Here is a 16906-nt window from a genome sequence, read left to right as displayed (position 1 = left end):
GTTAAAAAGGTAATATTTTATAGGTCATAAAAAATCTATAAATGGCTATAATAACAATAATATTATTGTTCTAATGTTATTTGATACCCAAATATTAAAAAATGATTTTAATACATTTACCATTACGTATTAGTTCATATTGTATCTATTTTTGACAATGCTATTTAGCAACAATAATTTACAGCTATAAATAATAAAGATTAAGATAATTGACTTTATTTTTAAATTAAAGTAAAATCTTAATGAAGACTTTTTGTCAAAAGGTGAATTATCAATTTATGTAAATAGAAGGAGTGGTATAATGACTAAGTATGTCATACCATTTTTAGTAGCATTATTAATATCGTATATAACTACTCCATTAGCAAAAAAAATAGCGTATAAATTAGGAGCAATAGATATACCAAAAGATGAGAGACGAGTTCATAAAAAACCTATTCCTAGGCTTGGAGGCTTAGCTATATATGTTTCTACGGTACTAAGTATAATAATATTTAGTTTTGCAGGATACATACAAATGGACAAAAGTTTAATTAGCATATTAATTGGTGGTACTATAATAGCAGTTACTGGTATAATTGATGATACTAAAAATTTACCTGCAAAGATTAAGCTATTAGGTCAAATAGCAGCAGCAGGTGTTTTGATTTGGGGAGGGATAAAAATATCCTTTATTTCAAAACCATTTAGTGGAGAAATCATAAATCTTAATTATTTATCTATACCTATAACAATTTTTTGGATTGTAGGTATAACTAATACTTTAAATTTAATTGATGGACTTGATGGTTTAGCAGCTGGAGTTGCAGGGATTGCTTCAATATCATTGATGTTTGTAGCATCAACATTTGTAGATATATTTCCTTTTTATACAGGTATAATTCTAATATCAGCAATTTTAGCTGGTGCAGCTTTTGGATTTTTACCGTACAATTTTAATCCTGCTAAGATATTTATGGGTGATACAGGAGCATTATTTTTAGGTTTTATGTTAGCTGTTATATCCGTAAAGGGTGTTATGAAAAGCTTTACAACTATATCAGTTGTATTGCCGGTTATAATATTAGGGATACCTATATTTGATACTGCTTTTGCTATTTTAAGACGATTTATAAACAGACGTCCTATTATGCAGGCTGATAAAGGTCATTTGCATCATAGACTTTTAGATAAAGGTTTAAGTCAGAAACAAACCGTACTTGTGTTATACTTTATTGGTATGGCATTAGGTGGTCTAGCACTTGTATTAACAGGTATGAATGTAGAAAAAAGTACATTTGTATTAGGAATGATTACTGGAGGAATTTTACTACTCATTATTCAAATGAGTTTGGTAGACTTAATTAAGCAAAAATCAGGACGTAATTAATGAGCAGCAGAAAAATGCTTGCTCATTTTTATATAGATACGGAAGGGGTAAATTTATGCGTATAATAAAAGTACTCACAGTTTTTGGTACTAGACCAGAGGCTGTAAAAATGGCTTCTATAGTTAAAGCTTTAGACAAAAATGAACAAATAGATCATAAAATATGTGTTACAGCTCAGCATAGAGATATGCTTGATCAAGTTTTAGATATATTTGATATTAAACCAGATTATGATTTGAATATATTTGAACATGGACAAACGCTAACCCAAGTGACAAATAGATCGTTAAAAGGTTTAGAAGATGTGATTTTAAAAGAAAAACCAGATGTATTGTTAGTACAAGGAGATACAACAACAGTGTTTGCTGGAGCATTAGCTGCATTTTATCATAAGGTAAAGATAGGACATGTTGAGGCTGGATTAAGAAGTGGTGATTTATATTCACCTTATCCAGAGGAAGCAAATCGTAAACTTACAGGGGTGTTGGCAGATTATCATTTTGCTCCAACTCAAAAGAATAAAGAAAATCTGCTAAAAGAAGGTTACGATGAAAAGAAAATATACATAACAGGAAATACATGCATAGATGCTTTGTTTGAAGTTATTTGTGATGAATATAAATTTGAAGATGATATATTAAACAATCTTGATTATAAAAATAAGAAAATAATATTAATAACAGCACATAGAAGGGAAAATATTGGTGAGCCAATGCATAATATTTTTAGTGCTGTTAAAGATATAGTATTAGAAAATGATGACGTAGAAGTCGTATTTCCTATTCATCTTAATCCAAAGGTAAGAGAAATAGCCAAAATATACCTTGAAGATTTAGAAAGAGTACATCTTATAGAACCTTTAGATTATAAGCCTTTTGCTAATTTGATATCAAAATGTTATATGGTTGTAACTGATTCAGGTGGAATACAAGAGGAAGCTCCATCTTTAGGTAAACCTGTATTAGTTGTTAGGAATGAAACAGAAAGACCAGAAGGTATATTAGCAGGTACAGCTAAATTATCAGGTATATGTAAAGAGGATATATATAAGGACATGAGTTTATTAATCAATGATGAAGATGCATATAACATGATGGCTAACGCTGTCAACCCATATGGGGATGGAAAATCTGCTGAGAGGATAGTTGATATAATAATTAAAAGCTTTGAATAGAAGGTAATAATATTAGAATTTAAATAAATTATCAAAATAAAATTGTAAATATAAGATACTTTACAAAAGAGGCACAAAATAACCATCATCATATTTGGGGAACTGTGCCTTATAATTTTTGCAAAGAATATATAAAATTTGACAAGAAATTTAAACTATTTAAAAATATCCTTGACATATAGTATTAATAAAGTACTATACTAAAGATATGGAATATATTTTGGACAAAAAGAAAAGTAATATTTCTTTAGTAATTAAATTCTATTTAATTAGAGCAAAATATCAAAATATCTAGATTTAAAATTGCCTTGATTATGTTAAAACAGATAAGACTATATTTAAATTATAATTTTGCAGTCATAATTTTAGTGAATTCGAAGGTATACCAAGGTGAGATCCCCTCCATTTAATGGTATCTTATAAACAGGTATCTTCATTGAAGTAATTCATTCAGATTATAGTTCTCTGATTTTAGTATTTTATTTTCTATAAATAGTTTAATAGATTGAAAAGTTGTTTTGAGTTTATTTGAAATTATAAATTTAAATAAATTTTATTGAAATGCAGTAATAAAGAAATGTATTATAACATTTAGAATAATAATAATTGGTCAAACTGATAAAATATTTTAACTGATAAATTTTGCACAATTTACAAATTGAAATATTTAATATATAATATACGAATGGTACGGAAAGTAGTTGAAAATTATGATGATGAAAAAGAAAAGCTATGCTCAAATTTTACGGAATTTAGCTTTAGTAAGCCAAATAGGCATATCTATGCTAGTGCCGATAGTTGGAGGAGTATTTTTAGGCAATTACATAGATAAGCTACTAGGGATAGATATTATATTTCTGTGTGTATTTACAATACTAGGAATAATAATTTCCTTTATGAATTTATATAAAATTGCTACTAAGGGTACAAATAGTGATAAAAAATGATTGATGTATATTTAACAAACTTTTAGAAATATTATGAGGTGATAATTTGAGCCTATTAGAGAATACTTTCAAAACTATATTAAAAAGAGTAGTAATTATTAACTTAATATTAATAGGAATATCATTTTTTGTTTTTAGAGAACCTAAGCAATATGTATATGGAATAGTTTTTGGTTCTACAATTAATGTTTTAAATTTTAGATTAATGTCGATAACTTTAGCAAAATCAACACAAATGAACCCAAAGAGTATTATGGGTTACGTAATGGGGAACTATATTATAAGATACATAATTTATGGAGTGGTACTAATAATTGCTGCTAAGGCAGATTATATAAATCTTTTTACAACTATTTTAGGATTTTTCATGGTGAAATTAGTTATAATATCAGATACATTTATTGATTTAATATTAAAAAAAAAATAAAAATAAAATAATTTTGATTATTTATTAAAAATTTTGATATAATATGAAATTATAATATAAAAACTATTTGTGAAATATATAACATTAAAAAATTACTTAATATTAAAGCAAATTAATTGCTTATTTAGCTATTAATTATATTTTAATATATAATTCCAGATTATTCATAAATAAAAAATTCTACATTGCTATAAGATATGAATAATCAGAGAATAATATTTTTTTATGAAAGGAGGTTATGAACTTGGGTGATAAAATGGGTATTGTTTTTGAAATGGCTGGCAAGGAAATATATATTCATGACTCAGTAGTTAATTCATGGGTAATAGTTATTTTACTTTCTATATTTGCAATTTATGTAGGCAATAAAGCAAAAAAAGCTAAGCCTAATGAAAAACCAAAAGGCATTTTGAATATTATTGAGATAGTAGTTGAAGGTATACAATCTTTAGTAAGCAGTACCATGGGACCAGATAAGATGAAATTTGCTCCATACATATTAACATTAGCGATGTATTTAGCTGTAGCTAATCTTTTCGGTCTTCTAGGATTTACACCTCCAACATCAGACTATAATGTTACCTTAGCTTTGGCTATAATTACATTTGTATTAACTCAGTATTATGGGTTGAAATCAAAAGGATTAAAAGGATATGTTAAAGGATATTTTGAACCGGTATTCTTATTATTTCCATTAAATCTTTTGGGAGAATTAGCAAACCCAGTATCTTTATCATTCCGTTTGTTTGGTAATATATTAAGTGGTGTTATAATTATGGGTTTACTATATTCAGCTTTAGGCCTTGTGGCACCGTTAATAACACCTGTTTTCCATGCATATTTTGATATTTTTTCAGGTTTAATACAAACTTTCATATTTATGATGTTAACTATGGTGTTTATATCTATGGCAATGGATGATTAATGTAAAAAAACCATAATTTAGTGGTTAAAAAAATAAAATTGATAATTAAAAAGGAGGAAACATAAATGATACAAGGTATTAGTAATGAAGCGTTCATATTAGGATGTTCAGCAATTGGTGCTGGTTTAGCTATGATAGCAGGTATAGGACCTGGAATAGGACAGGGTTATGCTGCTGGTAAAGCTGCTGAAGGAGTTGGAAGACAACCTGAAGCTCAAGGAGATATCATAAAAACTATGATTCTTGGTCAAGCGGTTGCAGAGACAACTGGTATCTATGGCTTAGTTATAGCTATAATATTACTATTTGTTAGACCATTACTAGGTGCGTTATAAGATATGCTTAGTATGAATGTACTTATGAGATGGGTACATTCCCATCTCTTGTTGTAGTAAATAATAAAATAAATTCAAATAGATTTACTCCGCATATTTAAGGAAAGGAGGCACAACCAATGCAAGTAAATGTGTTACCTGATATAGTAAACTTTGGTTTGCAAATATTGGCAACTATATTTTTGTTTTCTGTTATAGCATACAAGTTATACAAACCAGTTTCTAAGATGCTAAATGATAGAAAAGAAGCTATAGCAAAAGATATTAAGTTTGCTGAAAATAAGAAAATAGAAGCTGAAGAATTAAGAAAAGATTATGAGCTGAAAATTAGTGAAGCTAAAAATGAAGCTAAAGGAATCGTAGAAGCTTCTAGAAAAAGAGGAGATCAAATCAGAGAAGAAATCGTTGCAAATGCTAAGGTAGATGCTAACGATATTTTAAATAAGGCAAATAAAGAAATTGAAAGACAGAAAGAAAAAGCAGCTGAGGATTTAAAACAAGAGGTAGTAACTATTGCAATGATGGCAGCTACAAAAGTTGTTGAACAAAAGCTTGATGAAAAAACCCATAAAAATATGATAAATAAATTTATCAATGAGGTAGGGGAAAGCAAATGGCGCAATTAGTTGGAAAAAGATATGCAGAAGCTTTATTCGAAGTAGCTTTAGAAATGGATAAATTAAATGAATTTAAAGAAGAAATATCTTCAATAAATGATATTTTTCAAAGTGAACCTAAATTAAAAGTGATCTTTGAACATCCAAAACTATCTAAGAATGAAAAGAAGGATATTGTTGATGCATTATTAAAAAAACAGGCTTCAAAAGAAATATTGAATTTTATGTATATTATTATAGATAAAGGTAGAGAAAAATATCTAGATGATATAAAAAAAGAATATATACAATTGTCTAATAAAGAGCAGGGAATAATAGAAGCAAAAGCTATAACAGCTATTGAAATGACAAAAGATGAAATACTTAAGCTTCAAGATAACCTTTCTAAAAAATTAAATAGCAAGGTTATACTACAAAATATTATTGATGATAACATAATGGGTGGAGTTTTAGTTAGAATTGGTGATAGAGTTATAGATGCTAGTGTTAAAGGACAATTAAACGAAATCCAAGGTATACTTAACAGCATAAAAGTTGCAAAGATAGGGGTGAAAAACTGATGAACCTTAGACCTGAAGAAATTAGTTCGATTATAAAAGAGCAAATAAAAAAGTATGAAAGAAAGCTTGATGTTGTAGATGTGGGTACTGTTATACAAGTTGGAGACGGTATAGCTAGGATTCATGGATTAGAAAATTGCATGGCTGGAGAGCTTTTAGAGTTTGAAGGTGATGTTTATGGTATGGCATTAAACCTTGAAGAGGATAATGTCGGTTGTGTTCTTTTAGGTTCTGATGAAAATATAAAAGAAGGCGATGTAGTTAAAAGAACAGAGAGAATCGTAGAGGTTCCTGTTGGAGATCCTATGATAGGTAGAGTTGTTAATGCTTTAGGACAGCCAATAGATGGTAAAGGACCTATTAATACTGATAAGTTTCGACCTGTAGAATCAAAAGCAACTGGTGTAATTGCTAGAAAATCTGTATCAGTACCACTTCAAACAGGTATTAAAGCAATAGATTCAATGATTCCAATAGGTAGAGGACAAAGAGAGCTTATAATAGGAGACAGACAAACAGGTAAAACTGCATTAGCAATAGACACTATTATTAACCAAAAAGGTAAAGATGTTATCTGTATATACGTTGCAATAGGACAGAAAAAATCGACTGTTGCAAAGATTGCAGAGACTTTAGAACAGAATGATGCTATGGGCTATAGTATTATTGTAACAGCTGGTGCAAGTGAGCTAGCACCACTTCAATATATAGCACCATATGCAGGAGTTACTATGGCAGAGGAATTCATGTTTAATGGTAAGGATGTTTTGATTGTATATGATGATCTTTCTAAACATGCGGTTGCATATCGTACTATGTCATTGTTACTAAAAAGACCACCAGGACGTGAAGCATATCCAGGTGATGTTTTCTATCTGCATTCAAGACTACTTGAAAGAGCAGCTAGAATTGACGATAAATATGGTGGAGGTTCTATAACAGCTCTACCAATAATAGAAACTCTAGCAGGAGATATTTCAGCATATATACCAACAAATGTTATATCCATAACAGATGGTCAGATATTCCTAGAGTCTGAGTTATTCTATGCTGGACAGAGACCTGCTGTTAATGCGGGATTATCAGTATCTCGTGTTGGTGGATCAGCACAAATTAAAGCTATGAAAAAAGTATCAGGTACGTTAAGACTTGATTTAGGACAATATAGAGAACTTGCGGCTTTTGCTCAGTTTGGTTCAGATTTAGACCCTGATACTCAAGCTACACTTGCTCAAGGTGAAAGAATTATGGAGATACTAAAACAACCACAATATTCACCAGTACCTGTTGAAAAACAAGTAATGATGATATACGCCGTTACTAAGAAGCATCTAAGTGATATACCAGTTGAAAAAATAACTGCTTTCCAAGATGAATTCTTAGGATTTATGGACAATAATTACCCTGAGGTAGGTCAAAAAATTATTGAAACACAAAATCTTACAGAAGACATTGAAGCAGAGCTGATAAAAGCTATAGAAGAATTCAAAGCAAATTTCAAGGTAACTATGTAGTTATCAATAGCAAGCTTAACTCCTAAAGGGAGATGGAGGTGATACAATGGCTCAAGGAATGAGAGATATAAAAAGACGTATTCGAAGTGTTTCAAATACTAAAAAAATAACAAAAGCCATGGAGCTTGTTTCGTCAGCAAAGCTTAGGAAAGCTAGAGGTAGACTTGAAAAAACCAGACCATATTTTGATACAGTTGTTAGAAGTATAAATGATATATTATCAAATACTGATGGTGTAAGACATCCTTTATTAACTAAGAGAGATGTAAAAAAGGTGCTTTATATTGTTCTGACCTCAGATAGAGGCTTGTGTGGTGGATATAATAGTAATGTATTGAAGCTTGTTGAAAAAAGTGATAGAGACAAAAGTGAAATTGCTATCATAAGTATTGGTTCACAAGCTAAATCTTATTTTGAAAGAAGGAACTATGATATAAAACAGTCCTTCACACAAATTTCTGAGAATCCAACATACGCAGATGCACTAAAAATTGGTTCTCTAGCTTTAAAATTGTATAAAGATGGAGAAATAGATGAAATAAATCTTGTGTATACAAGCTTTGTTAGTACTGTGACGTATCAACCTAAAGTATTAAAGTTACTTCCGGCTGAAAATCTTAAAAGTGAAGATAAGTCAAAAAGAACCTTGGTAGAGTATGAACCTTCACCTGAAGCAGTATTAGGTTACTTGATACCAAAGTATATATATAGTGCTATTTATGGAGGTTTAATCGAATCCTCGGCAAGTGAGCAGGGTTCTCGTAGAACGGCTATGGAATCAGCTACGGATAATGCTGAAGAAATGATAGATAAGCTTCAATTAAGTTATAACAGAGCTCGTCAAGCAGCTATTACTCAGGAAATTTCAGAGATAGTAGGAGGAGCAGGTGCACTTGAATAAACTATAAAATTACTTGCCAGAGATGAAAGGAGTTGAAATACATGGCTGTAAACAATATTGGAAAAGTTGTTCAGGTAATCGGTCCGGTAGTGGATATAAGATTCGATGAAGACAACTTACCAAAGCTATTAAATGCTATTGAAATACCATTAAACGACAAAAAAATAATAGTTGAAGTAGCACAACATATAGGTAATGATATTGTAAGATGTATATCTATGGAATCTACAGATGGTTTCACTAGAGGAATGGAAGCAGTAGATTTGGGTAATCCTATATCAGTTCCAGTAGGAAAAGAGACTCTTGGTAGAATGTTTAATGTACTAGGAGAACCTATAGATGAAAGAGGAGCAGCAAAAGCTACTAAAAGAGCTCCTATCCATAGATTAGCACCAAAATTTGAAGACCAACAGACAACAACTGAAATATTTGAAACGGGAATTAAAGTAGTTGATCTTATTGCACCATATTCAAAAGGTGGTAAAATAGGACTGTTCGGAGGAGCAGGAGTTGGTAAGACAGTATTAATTCAAGAGTTAATCAGGAACATAGCAAAAGAACATGGTGGACTTTCTGTTTTTGCAGGTGTTGGAGAAAGAACTAGAGAAGGTAATGACCTTTATTATGAAATGATAGAATCAGGTGTTATTGATAAAACAGCACTTGTATTTGGTCAAATGAACGAGCCGCCTGGAGCAAGAATGCGTGTTGCGCTTTCTGGTTTAACTATGGCAGAGCATTTTAGAGATGTAGAAGGACAGGACGTTCTGTTGTTTATTGACAACATATTTAGATTCACTCAAGCTGGATCTGAGGTTTCAGCACTTCTTGGACGTATGCCAAGTGCGGTTGGATACCAACCAACATTAGCAACAGAGATGGGACAATTACAAGAAAGAATAACATCTACTAAGAAGGGTTCAATAACTTCAGTACAGGCAGTATATGTACCAGCAGATGACTTAACTGACCCTGCACCAGCTACAACATTTGCGCATCTTGATGCCAAAACAGTTCTTTCACGTCAGATAGTTGAGCTTGGTATTTATCCAGCAGTTGATCCATTAGATTCTACATCTAGAATTTTGGATCCTGCTATAATAGGAGAGGAACATTACAAAGTAGCTCGTGACGTGCAAGAAATATTACAAAGACAAAAAGAATTACAAGATATTATAGCAATACTTGGTATGGATGAACTTTCAGAAGAAGATAAGATTATAGTTGCAAGAGCAAGAAGAATTCAACGTTTCTTATCACAACCATTTGGTGTAGCTGAACAGTTTACAGGTATTCCAGGAGCATATGTACCAATAAAAGAAACTGTAAGAGGCTTTAAAGAAATATTAGAAGGTAAACATGATGATTTACCAGAAGCAGCCTTCTTATATGTAGGTACTATAGATGAGGCGGCAGAAAAAGCTAAAGCTATGGCAAACCAATAAAATTAAAACCTCAAAATAGTTGGAGGTGATATAGTGGCATCAAAATTTAGATTAGAGATAGTAACTCCTGACAAGAAATTTTTTGAAGATGACGTAGAAATGATTATTGTCAGAGGAACAGAGGGTGATATAGGAATACTTAAAAATCATGTTCCATTAGTTACTGTATTAGGTATAGGAAAAATTAAAGTACAAATAGATGGTGAAATGAGAGAAGCGTCAATCGCTTCTGGATATATCGAGGTTGAGAAAGAAAAGACAACAATAATAACTGATGCTGCTGAATGGGCTCAAGATATAGATGTAAAAAGAGCTGAAGCAGCCAAAATAAGAGCTGAAGAGAGATTAAAAAAAGAAAATAAAGATACAGATGTAGCAAGAGCTGAAATAGCACTTAAAAAAGCTATTAACAGAATTAGAATAGCAGAGTAAAAAACCGAGACAATCTCGGTTTTTTTATTTGTAGCGCACCCAAACAAGGGGACGGTTCATTTGTTTGCTGGGAAAAATAGATAAATTCATATAATAATAAAAACATATAAGCCCAAAATCAACAAAATAGATAACCCAAATCTATGATTTTGAGTAGAAAACAAAAACTTTTATTTTTACTCATTAGGAAGTATTTATTAAATTTCTATGTTTAGTTTTAAATAAAAGTGTTTACTTCTAGTATTAAAATAAAAAAAGAATACACATATAGATAATTGTTCATAATAAAATTGTAGATAGATAAAGTATCTAAAAATTTTTTAAAAAATATCAAAAATATAAATATAAAAATGTATAAAGACACCTCAATTTTGTTAATACTTTATAAGGAGGGAAAGATTTAAAGTTTAAAATGTTTTGTCCCCCTTTAGCATTTAAAACTTTGGATTTTCCCTCATTAAAAAGAAGAGAAAGAAATCTTCAATTAGTATAGTCAAGTTTAACATAGGAGGTGTTTTTATGAAAAAGATTTTAGGACTTATGATAATAATGTTTTTATGTTGTATTAACTGCACAAGTGCAGATGGATTAATTGAAAACAATGAGGAAGATATGATAGTTACATCTTTTGGTGCAACAGAAGCTGAATTCTTGGAAGTAAGTATTAATGCTTCAGATAAAATAATTGATAGCTTTTTGGACATGCACGAATTAGAGAAATATAATAGTGATATTTTCAATAAGTTAGATATAGTTGGAAAACAAGATGATGAAAACAACAGATTAGAACTTGAAGAAACTTATCATACAGAAACAATAGACAATGATGAGCAAAAACAAATCTTAACTTATGGTAAAGACAAAAATGGCAATTACATTACCTTAATAATATCAACATATAAGAATAAAGATGAAGAAGAAACAAGTCTTTGTATTGACATAAATACTCAAAATATTGACGAAATGAAACAATATAATGATAAGATAATGGAAATATTCTTACAATTTGAAACTCAGCCACTAATTACTACTTGCATTACAGGTACTTATACGGGAGAATTAAATATGAGCAGAAGATATAAAACAGTTTTTAAAGCTCTAAATTCTATTAATGCTGAAGCTGTTGAAGGGTTAAATGATGATTCTTTGATTAGTGTGTCAGCATATTCTCCACAAATAAAAAATTATATATTTAGTGGTAATAAAAAAATGAACTTAAATGTAGCTATGAGATATAGTGAATATGAAGATAAAACATATATATGGATGGCTACACCGCTAATAACTACAGGTTATTAGATTTAAATACTGATAATTCATATAATTTTAACATAAAAATTTCAATAAGTTTAGTATTTAATTGTTATTTTATAAACAGATGAACCTTATCAATGAATTTCCTATTAAATATTTTTATAGGAGTAATTGATTATGATATTTTATGAATTATCAGGGTTAAATATCAATAAGGAGGGAAGGATGTCAAAAATAATCGTAAAAAAAAGCCCCTCTCTCAAAGGCACAGTTAGAATAAGCGGCTCTAAAAATTCTACTTTACCTATAATAGCAGCATCGTTATTAACAGATAAGTGTTGTATTTTAAAAGATGTTCCAAAGCTTATGGATGTTGAAGTAATTTGTCAGGTACTAGCCTCTTTGGGGGTAAAAGTCAAGTGGTTATCAAATGATTCATTGGAAATAAACTCAGCTTTATTGTTAAAGAGTGAAGCACCATATGAGTTAATGAGGAAAATGAGAGCATCATTTTTAATATTAGGACCATTATTAGCAAGAAAAGGGAAGGCGAGAGTTTCTTTACCAGGTGGTTGTGCTATTGGTTCTCGACCTATAGATCTACATTTAAAAGGGCTAAAAGCATTAGGTGCTAATATTACCTTAGGTCATGGGTATATTGATGCAAAGGCAGATAAACTTGTTGGCAGCAGGATATATATGGATTTTCCTAGTGTTGGAGCTACTGAAAATGTGATGATGGCTGCATCTTTAGCACAGGGAGAGACTATAATTGAAAACGCAGCACAAGAACCTGAAATAGTAGATTTGGCAAATTATTTAAGCAATATGGGAGCAAAAATTAATGGAGCTGGAACAAATACAATAAGAATTAATGGAGTAAGTGAGCTTAAAGGTTGTACACATACTATTATACCAGATAGAATTGAAGCAGGAACATATATGGTTGCAGCAGCTATAACAAATGGTGATGTGATCATACAAAATGTACTTACAAGTCATATAAAACCAATTATAGCGAAGCTTAGAGAAGCTGATGTTAAAGTGATTGAAGGTACTGATGAAGTTAGAGTAATTGGCAATAACCCTATTAAAGCAGTTGATGTAAAAACATTACCTTATCCAGGGTTTCCAACTGATATGCAAGCTCAATTCATGGCGTTAATGGGTGTAGCAAAAGGAACAAGTGTTATAGTAGAGACGGTTTTTGAAAACAGATTTATGCATGTAAATGAATTAAGAAGAATGGGTGCAGCAATAAAAATCGATGGAAGAAGTGCAATAATAGAAGGTACTAAGGAATTAACAGGAGCACCTGTAAAAGCTACAGATTTAAGAGCAGGCGTAGCATTAATAATAGCTGGATTAGTTTCCAGTGAAAGTACAGAAATTACTGATATATATCATATAGACAGAGGATATGTGAACATAGAACAAAAACTTTCAAATTTAGGTGCTAATATATTTAGAGTTTAAAAAAAGGCTGTTTCAAGATAGAAAGATATCTTTCTATAGTGAGATAGCCTTTTTCAGTAGAGAACTAAAACTAGGTTATTCGTATGTAGATAGTTCCAAATTAATTATCCATGATATCATATGACTCCCCAAGTGTGTGATGTATAATTTTGAATTAGAAGATTCAAGTGAATTCGAAGACATACCGAATTGATATGCCCGTATTAAATAGATAATTTATAATCAGAAGGATATTTATTAAATGAATCTCTTATTCTTCTCTAATATGAAACTCATTACTCATTTCATTCCTAGGAGGAAGTGATTCACAAGAAAACATAGATTTCTGTTCTCTACTCAGGAGTTAGTGCTTCACATAAAATTATAGATTTTAGTTCACTGTTTATAATTTCTATAAATAATCTGGATTATTAAGTTTAATACATTTGTTCTAATTTGATACCTGTATAATAATGTTTAAGTATATCTGTATAAGTATATCCTTTCTTACCCATACCGTTTGCACCCCATTGGCTCATTCCTACACCATGACCGAAGCCAACTGTTTCAATTTGAATTTCGTTTTTATCGGTTAATACATAAATCTTGAAATTTGTTGAATTTAAATTAAATAATTCTCTTAAATCCCTACCAGAAACAGTTTCATTATCTATTTTAACTTCTTTTATTCTACCAGAGTTGCTTTTATTAACTAAGATGATTTTATCTTTTATATTATCAGGAGTGAGATGTATGTTTGGATATTTGTTTTCAAGTTTATTAATAAAAGAATCAATAGATAATTCAATTTTACCATGGAGTCTAGGAGCGCCTTCTTCATATGGACTGGGAACACTTCTGAGATATTCCATTTTTGATGCAAAGTATTCTTCTGAATCTTCAGTAATACCACCACTAACCGAATGGAAAAGAGGTTCAATAAGTTTACCCTCATATGTTAAAATTTCACCCTTAGTACTTAATACAGATTTTTGTATCTTAGGCCAATATTCAAGCATCCAATTTTTATCATGAGCTTTTTCAAGACTCTCTTTTGATAACCATGCCTGACAATGTATACCGTTGCATAAAGCAGCATCAGGATGACTTGGGTGGCCATCAGAATATTTATTAATCCTATATAGAGCGAAGGTTCTAGCTGCAACAGCTTGAGCCTTTAAAGCTTCCAAATCAAATTGAGCAGGCATTTCTGCAGCAACTACACCCATTATATATTCTTCAAGAGGAATTTCAAATACTACTTGTGTTTTTGTATCATATAGACTAATAATCATATTTTCATCTAAATCTTCTAAATCATCTAAATCATCTATAATATCCTTGTTTCCAATAATGATATCACAACTTTGCATGACACCTATTGGAATTATTATAGTAATAAATAATATAAACAATATAACTGCAAATATGTTTTTCATATCTTCCTCCTTTTCGCTAGTTACTATATATATAATATTTATTCAAAAAATAATACTTTTATTACAGATGATAAAGATAATAAAAGTTTAGAAAAAGAATTTTAAATGATTTTATTTAAAAGAATTTAAAAAAATTTGATGCAATTGTATAATATATAATTTAATGGAAATAATAATAAAGAAATTATTGGTTGTAATCGGAGGGGAGAAACTTGGATGAAAATAATTACAATGACAAAAGAAAATTAAGACAACTAGTTGGTAAGTTTAAAACAAAGTTTAGCAATGAAAGCTTTTACTTTGTACTATTCATTTGTATTTGCATAGTAGCGATAACCTCGGTATTTGTTTCTAAGCAAAATATTAAGAGATATAAGAGCTTAAAAGAAAATACACAGGTTGAATTAAATGACAAAAAAAAGGACATAGAAAATATTTTTAGTGATTATAGCACATATGATGAAAATGATGAAGCTATTAATAATCCTATATATCAAGTAAATGCCAAAGAAGACAATAAAGTTTATGAAGCTGATGAATCTTTGCAAAATATAAAAGATGAGGCTTCAAAACAAAAGACAAAAGAGAAACAAGCTGTAGAGGTTGTCGCTGCTGATAAAAGCGAAAAAAACCAATTGAAAGTATTGAAGACTATTATTGTACCTGTTGTAGGAACAATTACAAAAGAATTTGCTAATGATAGTTTAGTTTATTCAAAAACATTAGAGCAATGGTGTATACATAATGGTATTGATATACAAGCTAGACAAGGAAATGTAGTAAAAGCAGTTTTAGATGGTAAAGTAATTGATGTAAATACAAATGATGAATTAGGAATAACTATAACTATAGATCATGGGCAAGGAATAATAAGCAAATATTCTTGTCTATCAACAGATAAAATGGTTAAAAAAGGGCAACAAGTAAAAAAAGGTGATCCTATAAGTGGTGTTGGAAAAGGAATTGGATTTGAGTTAGTACAGGGTCCACATTTACATTTTGAGCTAATATTAAATGGCGAATATGTTGACCCACAAAAGTACTTACCTGATTTTATCAACAAAAAAAATTAATAATAGAAATTAAGTACTATGAATGTGAACAAAATTTATATATATGAATAATCAGGGATAATTTAAGTCCAATAAGTGTTCTATTATGATTTTTATAAGCATAAAATGTAAAAAATAAATAATACCTATGGCAAGGGGGGTTTAGACATATGAAAGATTATATAGAGGAAAGAGCATTAGAGATTGCAAAATATATTATAAAAGAAAAGGCAACCGTTCGACAAACGGCCAATATTTTCGGAGTTAGTAAAAGCACTGTGCACAAAGATGTAACTGAACGCCTTCCAAGGATAAACCCTCTTATATCTATGAAGGTTAAAGAAGTTCTAGATAAGAATAAGGCTGAAAGACACATTAGAGGCGGTATAGCAACAAAGATGAAATACAAATCCTTAAGTGGATGAAGAAAAGGAAGAAAATTAAATACAATAGAAATTATCCCTTCATTTTGAGGGGTAATTTTTTTGTCATATATTTAATTCAAAATAGAGGAATATAAGCCAAATCTATAGAAATAAAATAAATAGTACTAATTTACTACATAAGTATGATTATAAAATCATATTTTGTCAAATTATCCGAATTATTACAAGCAGAGAACTCAAATCTTGATTTGGTTTGAATGCTTACTCATACAAAGATGAGTTGTAGTTTATTAATATTAAGTTACATATAGAAACCCAGATTATTCATAGAAAATTATGAGCAGTGAACCCAAATCTTGATTTGGTGTGAATCGCTTATTCCTATGATTTAACTGAAGAGGAGATTCATTAATAATATCCTTGTTATAAGATATCCATTAAATTTTCGACATACCAACTCGGTATGCCTTCGAATTCACTGAAATCTTCTAATTCAGAAACTTACAGCATATTATCGGGAGTTATATGAATAATCAGGGTTAAAATATTAATTTATGAATAATTTTGGATTTTAAATACATTTCGGTTTTAATTCTTTATGATACTTTTAAATTTAATGTGTTCCTATATTCGTAAGGTTTGTTGAAATACGACTTTATTATACATTTTATTAT

General features: G+C 30.0%; 17 protein-coding genes. 16 read left to right on the top strand and 1 reads right to left on the bottom strand.

All coding sequences use genetic code 11. From position 1 onward, the window contains the following. Positions 1-301: 301 nt before the first annotated feature. From AYC61_RS17880 to murA, 14 genes are all read left to right on the top strand, one after another. Positions 302-1369: an MraY family glycosyltransferase gene (locus AYC61_RS17880; RefSeq protein ID WP_066506072.1), complete on the top strand. Its 1068-nt coding sequence runs from the start codon at positions 302-304 to the stop codon at positions 1367-1369. Between the two features lie 55 nt (positions 1370-1424). Further along, a complete protein-coding gene (wecB, locus tag AYC61_RS17875; RefSeq protein WP_275935265.1) occupies positions 1425-2543 on the top strand; it encodes a non-hydrolyzing UDP-N-acetylglucosamine 2-epimerase in 1119 nt (372 codons plus the stop codon). Positions 2544-3253: 710 nt separating this feature from the next. Next, positions 3254-3490, top strand: coding sequence for an AtpZ/AtpI family protein (locus AYC61_RS17870; protein WP_242866834.1), 237 nt, complete (start codon positions 3254-3256; stop codon positions 3488-3490). Positions 3491-3536: 46 nt separating this feature from the next. Further along, positions 3537-3917, top strand: coding sequence for an ATP synthase subunit I (locus AYC61_RS17865; RefSeq protein ID WP_066506062.1), 381 nt, complete (start codon positions 3537-3539; stop codon positions 3915-3917). A 244-nt stretch (positions 3918-4161) separates the two neighbouring features. After that, the gene (gene atpB / locus AYC61_RS17860) at positions 4162-4842 is read left to right on the top strand and encodes a F0F1 ATP synthase subunit A (RefSeq protein ID WP_242866833.1); all 681 of its coding nucleotides are present in this window, start codon (positions 4162-4164) and stop codon (positions 4840-4842) included. A gap of 65 nt (positions 4843-4907) precedes the next feature. Then, on the top strand, positions 4908-5177 hold the full coding sequence (atpE, locus tag AYC61_RS17855) for an ATP synthase F0 subunit C (RefSeq protein ID WP_066506056.1): 270 nt from the start codon (positions 4908-4910) through the stop codon (positions 5175-5177). 119 nt (positions 5178-5296) lie between these two features. After that, complete coding sequence (gene atpF / locus AYC61_RS17850) at positions 5297-5803, top strand: F0F1 ATP synthase subunit B (RefSeq protein WP_082760043.1); 507 nt, start codon at positions 5297-5299, stop codon at positions 5801-5803. Further along, on the top strand, positions 5791-6354 hold the full coding sequence (locus AYC61_RS17845; protein WP_066506051.1) for a F0F1 ATP synthase subunit delta: 564 nt from the start codon (positions 5791-5793) through the stop codon (positions 6352-6354). The genes atpF and AYC61_RS17845 overlap by 13 nt, the downstream gene beginning before the upstream one ends. Next, entirely contained in the window at positions 6354-7868 is a 1515-nt protein-coding gene (atpA, locus tag AYC61_RS17840) for a F0F1 ATP synthase subunit alpha (RefSeq protein ID WP_066506048.1), read from the top strand. Before AYC61_RS17845 ends, atpA begins: the two co-directional genes overlap by 1 nt. Positions 7869-7914: 46 nt before the next feature. Further along, positions 7915-8769: an ATP synthase F1 subunit gamma gene (gene atpG, locus AYC61_RS17835; RefSeq protein WP_066506045.1), complete on the top strand. Its 855-nt coding sequence runs from the start codon at positions 7915-7917 to the stop codon at positions 8767-8769. A gap of 41 nt (positions 8770-8810) precedes the next feature. Further along, entirely contained in the window at positions 8811-10214 is a 1404-nt protein-coding gene (gene atpD, locus AYC61_RS17830; protein WP_066506042.1) for a F0F1 ATP synthase subunit beta, read from the top strand. Between the two features lie 33 nt (positions 10215-10247). Beyond that, on the top strand, positions 10248-10646 hold the full coding sequence (locus tag AYC61_RS17825) for a F0F1 ATP synthase subunit epsilon (protein WP_066506040.1): 399 nt from the start codon (positions 10248-10250) through the stop codon (positions 10644-10646). A 519-nt stretch (positions 10647-11165) separates the two neighbouring features. Next, entirely contained in the window at positions 11166-11945 is a 780-nt protein-coding gene (locus AYC61_RS17820) for a YwmB family TATA-box binding protein (protein WP_066506037.1), read from the top strand. Between the two features lie 180 nt (positions 11946-12125). Further along, positions 12126-13376 carry a UDP-N-acetylglucosamine 1-carboxyvinyltransferase gene (gene murA, locus AYC61_RS17815; RefSeq protein ID WP_066506449.1) on the top strand — a complete coding sequence of 417 codons (1251 nt, stop codon included), beginning with the start codon at positions 12126-12128 and terminating at the stop codon, positions 13374-13376. Positions 13377-13792: 416 nt separating this feature from the next. Here murA and spoIID read toward each other — a convergent pair whose 3' ends face one another. Further along, a complete protein-coding gene (gene spoIID, locus AYC61_RS17810; RefSeq protein ID WP_066506028.1) occupies positions 13793-14794 on the bottom strand; it encodes a stage II sporulation protein D in 1002 nt (333 codons plus the stop codon). 212 nt (positions 14795-15006) lie between these two features. Between spoIID and AYC61_RS17805 the strand changes: the two genes are divergently transcribed. Next, a complete protein-coding gene (locus AYC61_RS17805; RefSeq protein ID WP_066506026.1) occupies positions 15007-15867 on the top strand; it encodes a M23 family metallopeptidase in 861 nt (286 codons plus the stop codon). Positions 15868-16016: 149 nt separating this feature from the next. After that, complete coding sequence (gene spoIIID, locus AYC61_RS17800) at positions 16017-16271, top strand: sporulation transcriptional regulator SpoIIID (RefSeq protein WP_066506023.1); 255 nt, start codon at positions 16017-16019, stop codon at positions 16269-16271. The last annotated feature ends 635 nt before the right edge of the window (positions 16272-16906 follow it).

This window comes from Abyssisolibacter fermentans, assembly GCF_001559865.1.
In the GTDB taxonomy this organism is placed as follows: domain Bacteria; phylum Bacillota; class Clostridia; order Tissierellales; family MCWD3; genus Abyssisolibacter; species Abyssisolibacter fermentans.
This window is presented reverse-complemented; position numbering and strand designations above follow the sequence as displayed.

Bases quoted from the DNA above. Each gene is read 5' to 3' on its own strand.
- spoIID (WP_066506028.1), bottom strand. From the start codon at position 14,794: ATGAAAAACATATTTGCAGTTATATTGTTTATATTATTTATTACTATA.
- murA (WP_066506449.1), top strand. From the start codon at position 12,126: ATGTCAAAAATAATCGTAAAAAAAAGCCCCTCTCTCAAAGGCACAGTT.
- AYC61_RS17880 (WP_066506072.1), top strand. From the start codon at position 302: ATGACTAAGTATGTCATACCATTTTTAGTAGCATTATTAATATCGTAT.
- atpE (WP_066506056.1), top strand. From the start codon at position 4,908: ATGATACAAGGTATTAGTAATGAAGCGTTCATATTAGGATGTTCAGCA.
- atpF (WP_082760043.1), top strand. From the start codon at position 5,297: ATGCAAGTAAATGTGTTACCTGATATAGTAAACTTTGGTTTGCAAATA.
- AYC61_RS17870 (WP_242866834.1), top strand. From the start codon at position 3,254: ATGATGATGAAAAAGAAAAGCTATGCTCAAATTTTACGGAATTTAGCT.
- spoIIID (WP_066506023.1), top strand. From the start codon at position 16,017: ATGAAAGATTATATAGAGGAAAGAGCATTAGAGATTGCAAAATATATT.
- atpD (WP_066506042.1), top strand. From the start codon at position 8,811: ATGGCTGTAAACAATATTGGAAAAGTTGTTCAGGTAATCGGTCCGGTA.
- atpG (WP_066506045.1), top strand. From the start codon at position 7,915: ATGGCTCAAGGAATGAGAGATATAAAAAGACGTATTCGAAGTGTTTCA.
- AYC61_RS17820 (WP_066506037.1), top strand. From the start codon at position 11,166: ATGAAAAAGATTTTAGGACTTATGATAATAATGTTTTTATGTTGTATT.
- wecB (WP_275935265.1), top strand. From the start codon at position 1,425: ATGCGTATAATAAAAGTACTCACAGTTTTTGGTACTAGACCAGAGGCT.
- atpA (WP_066506048.1), top strand. From the start codon at position 6,354: ATGAACCTTAGACCTGAAGAAATTAGTTCGATTATAAAAGAGCAAATA.
- AYC61_RS17845 (WP_066506051.1), top strand. From the start codon at position 5,791: ATGGCGCAATTAGTTGGAAAAAGATATGCAGAAGCTTTATTCGAAGTA.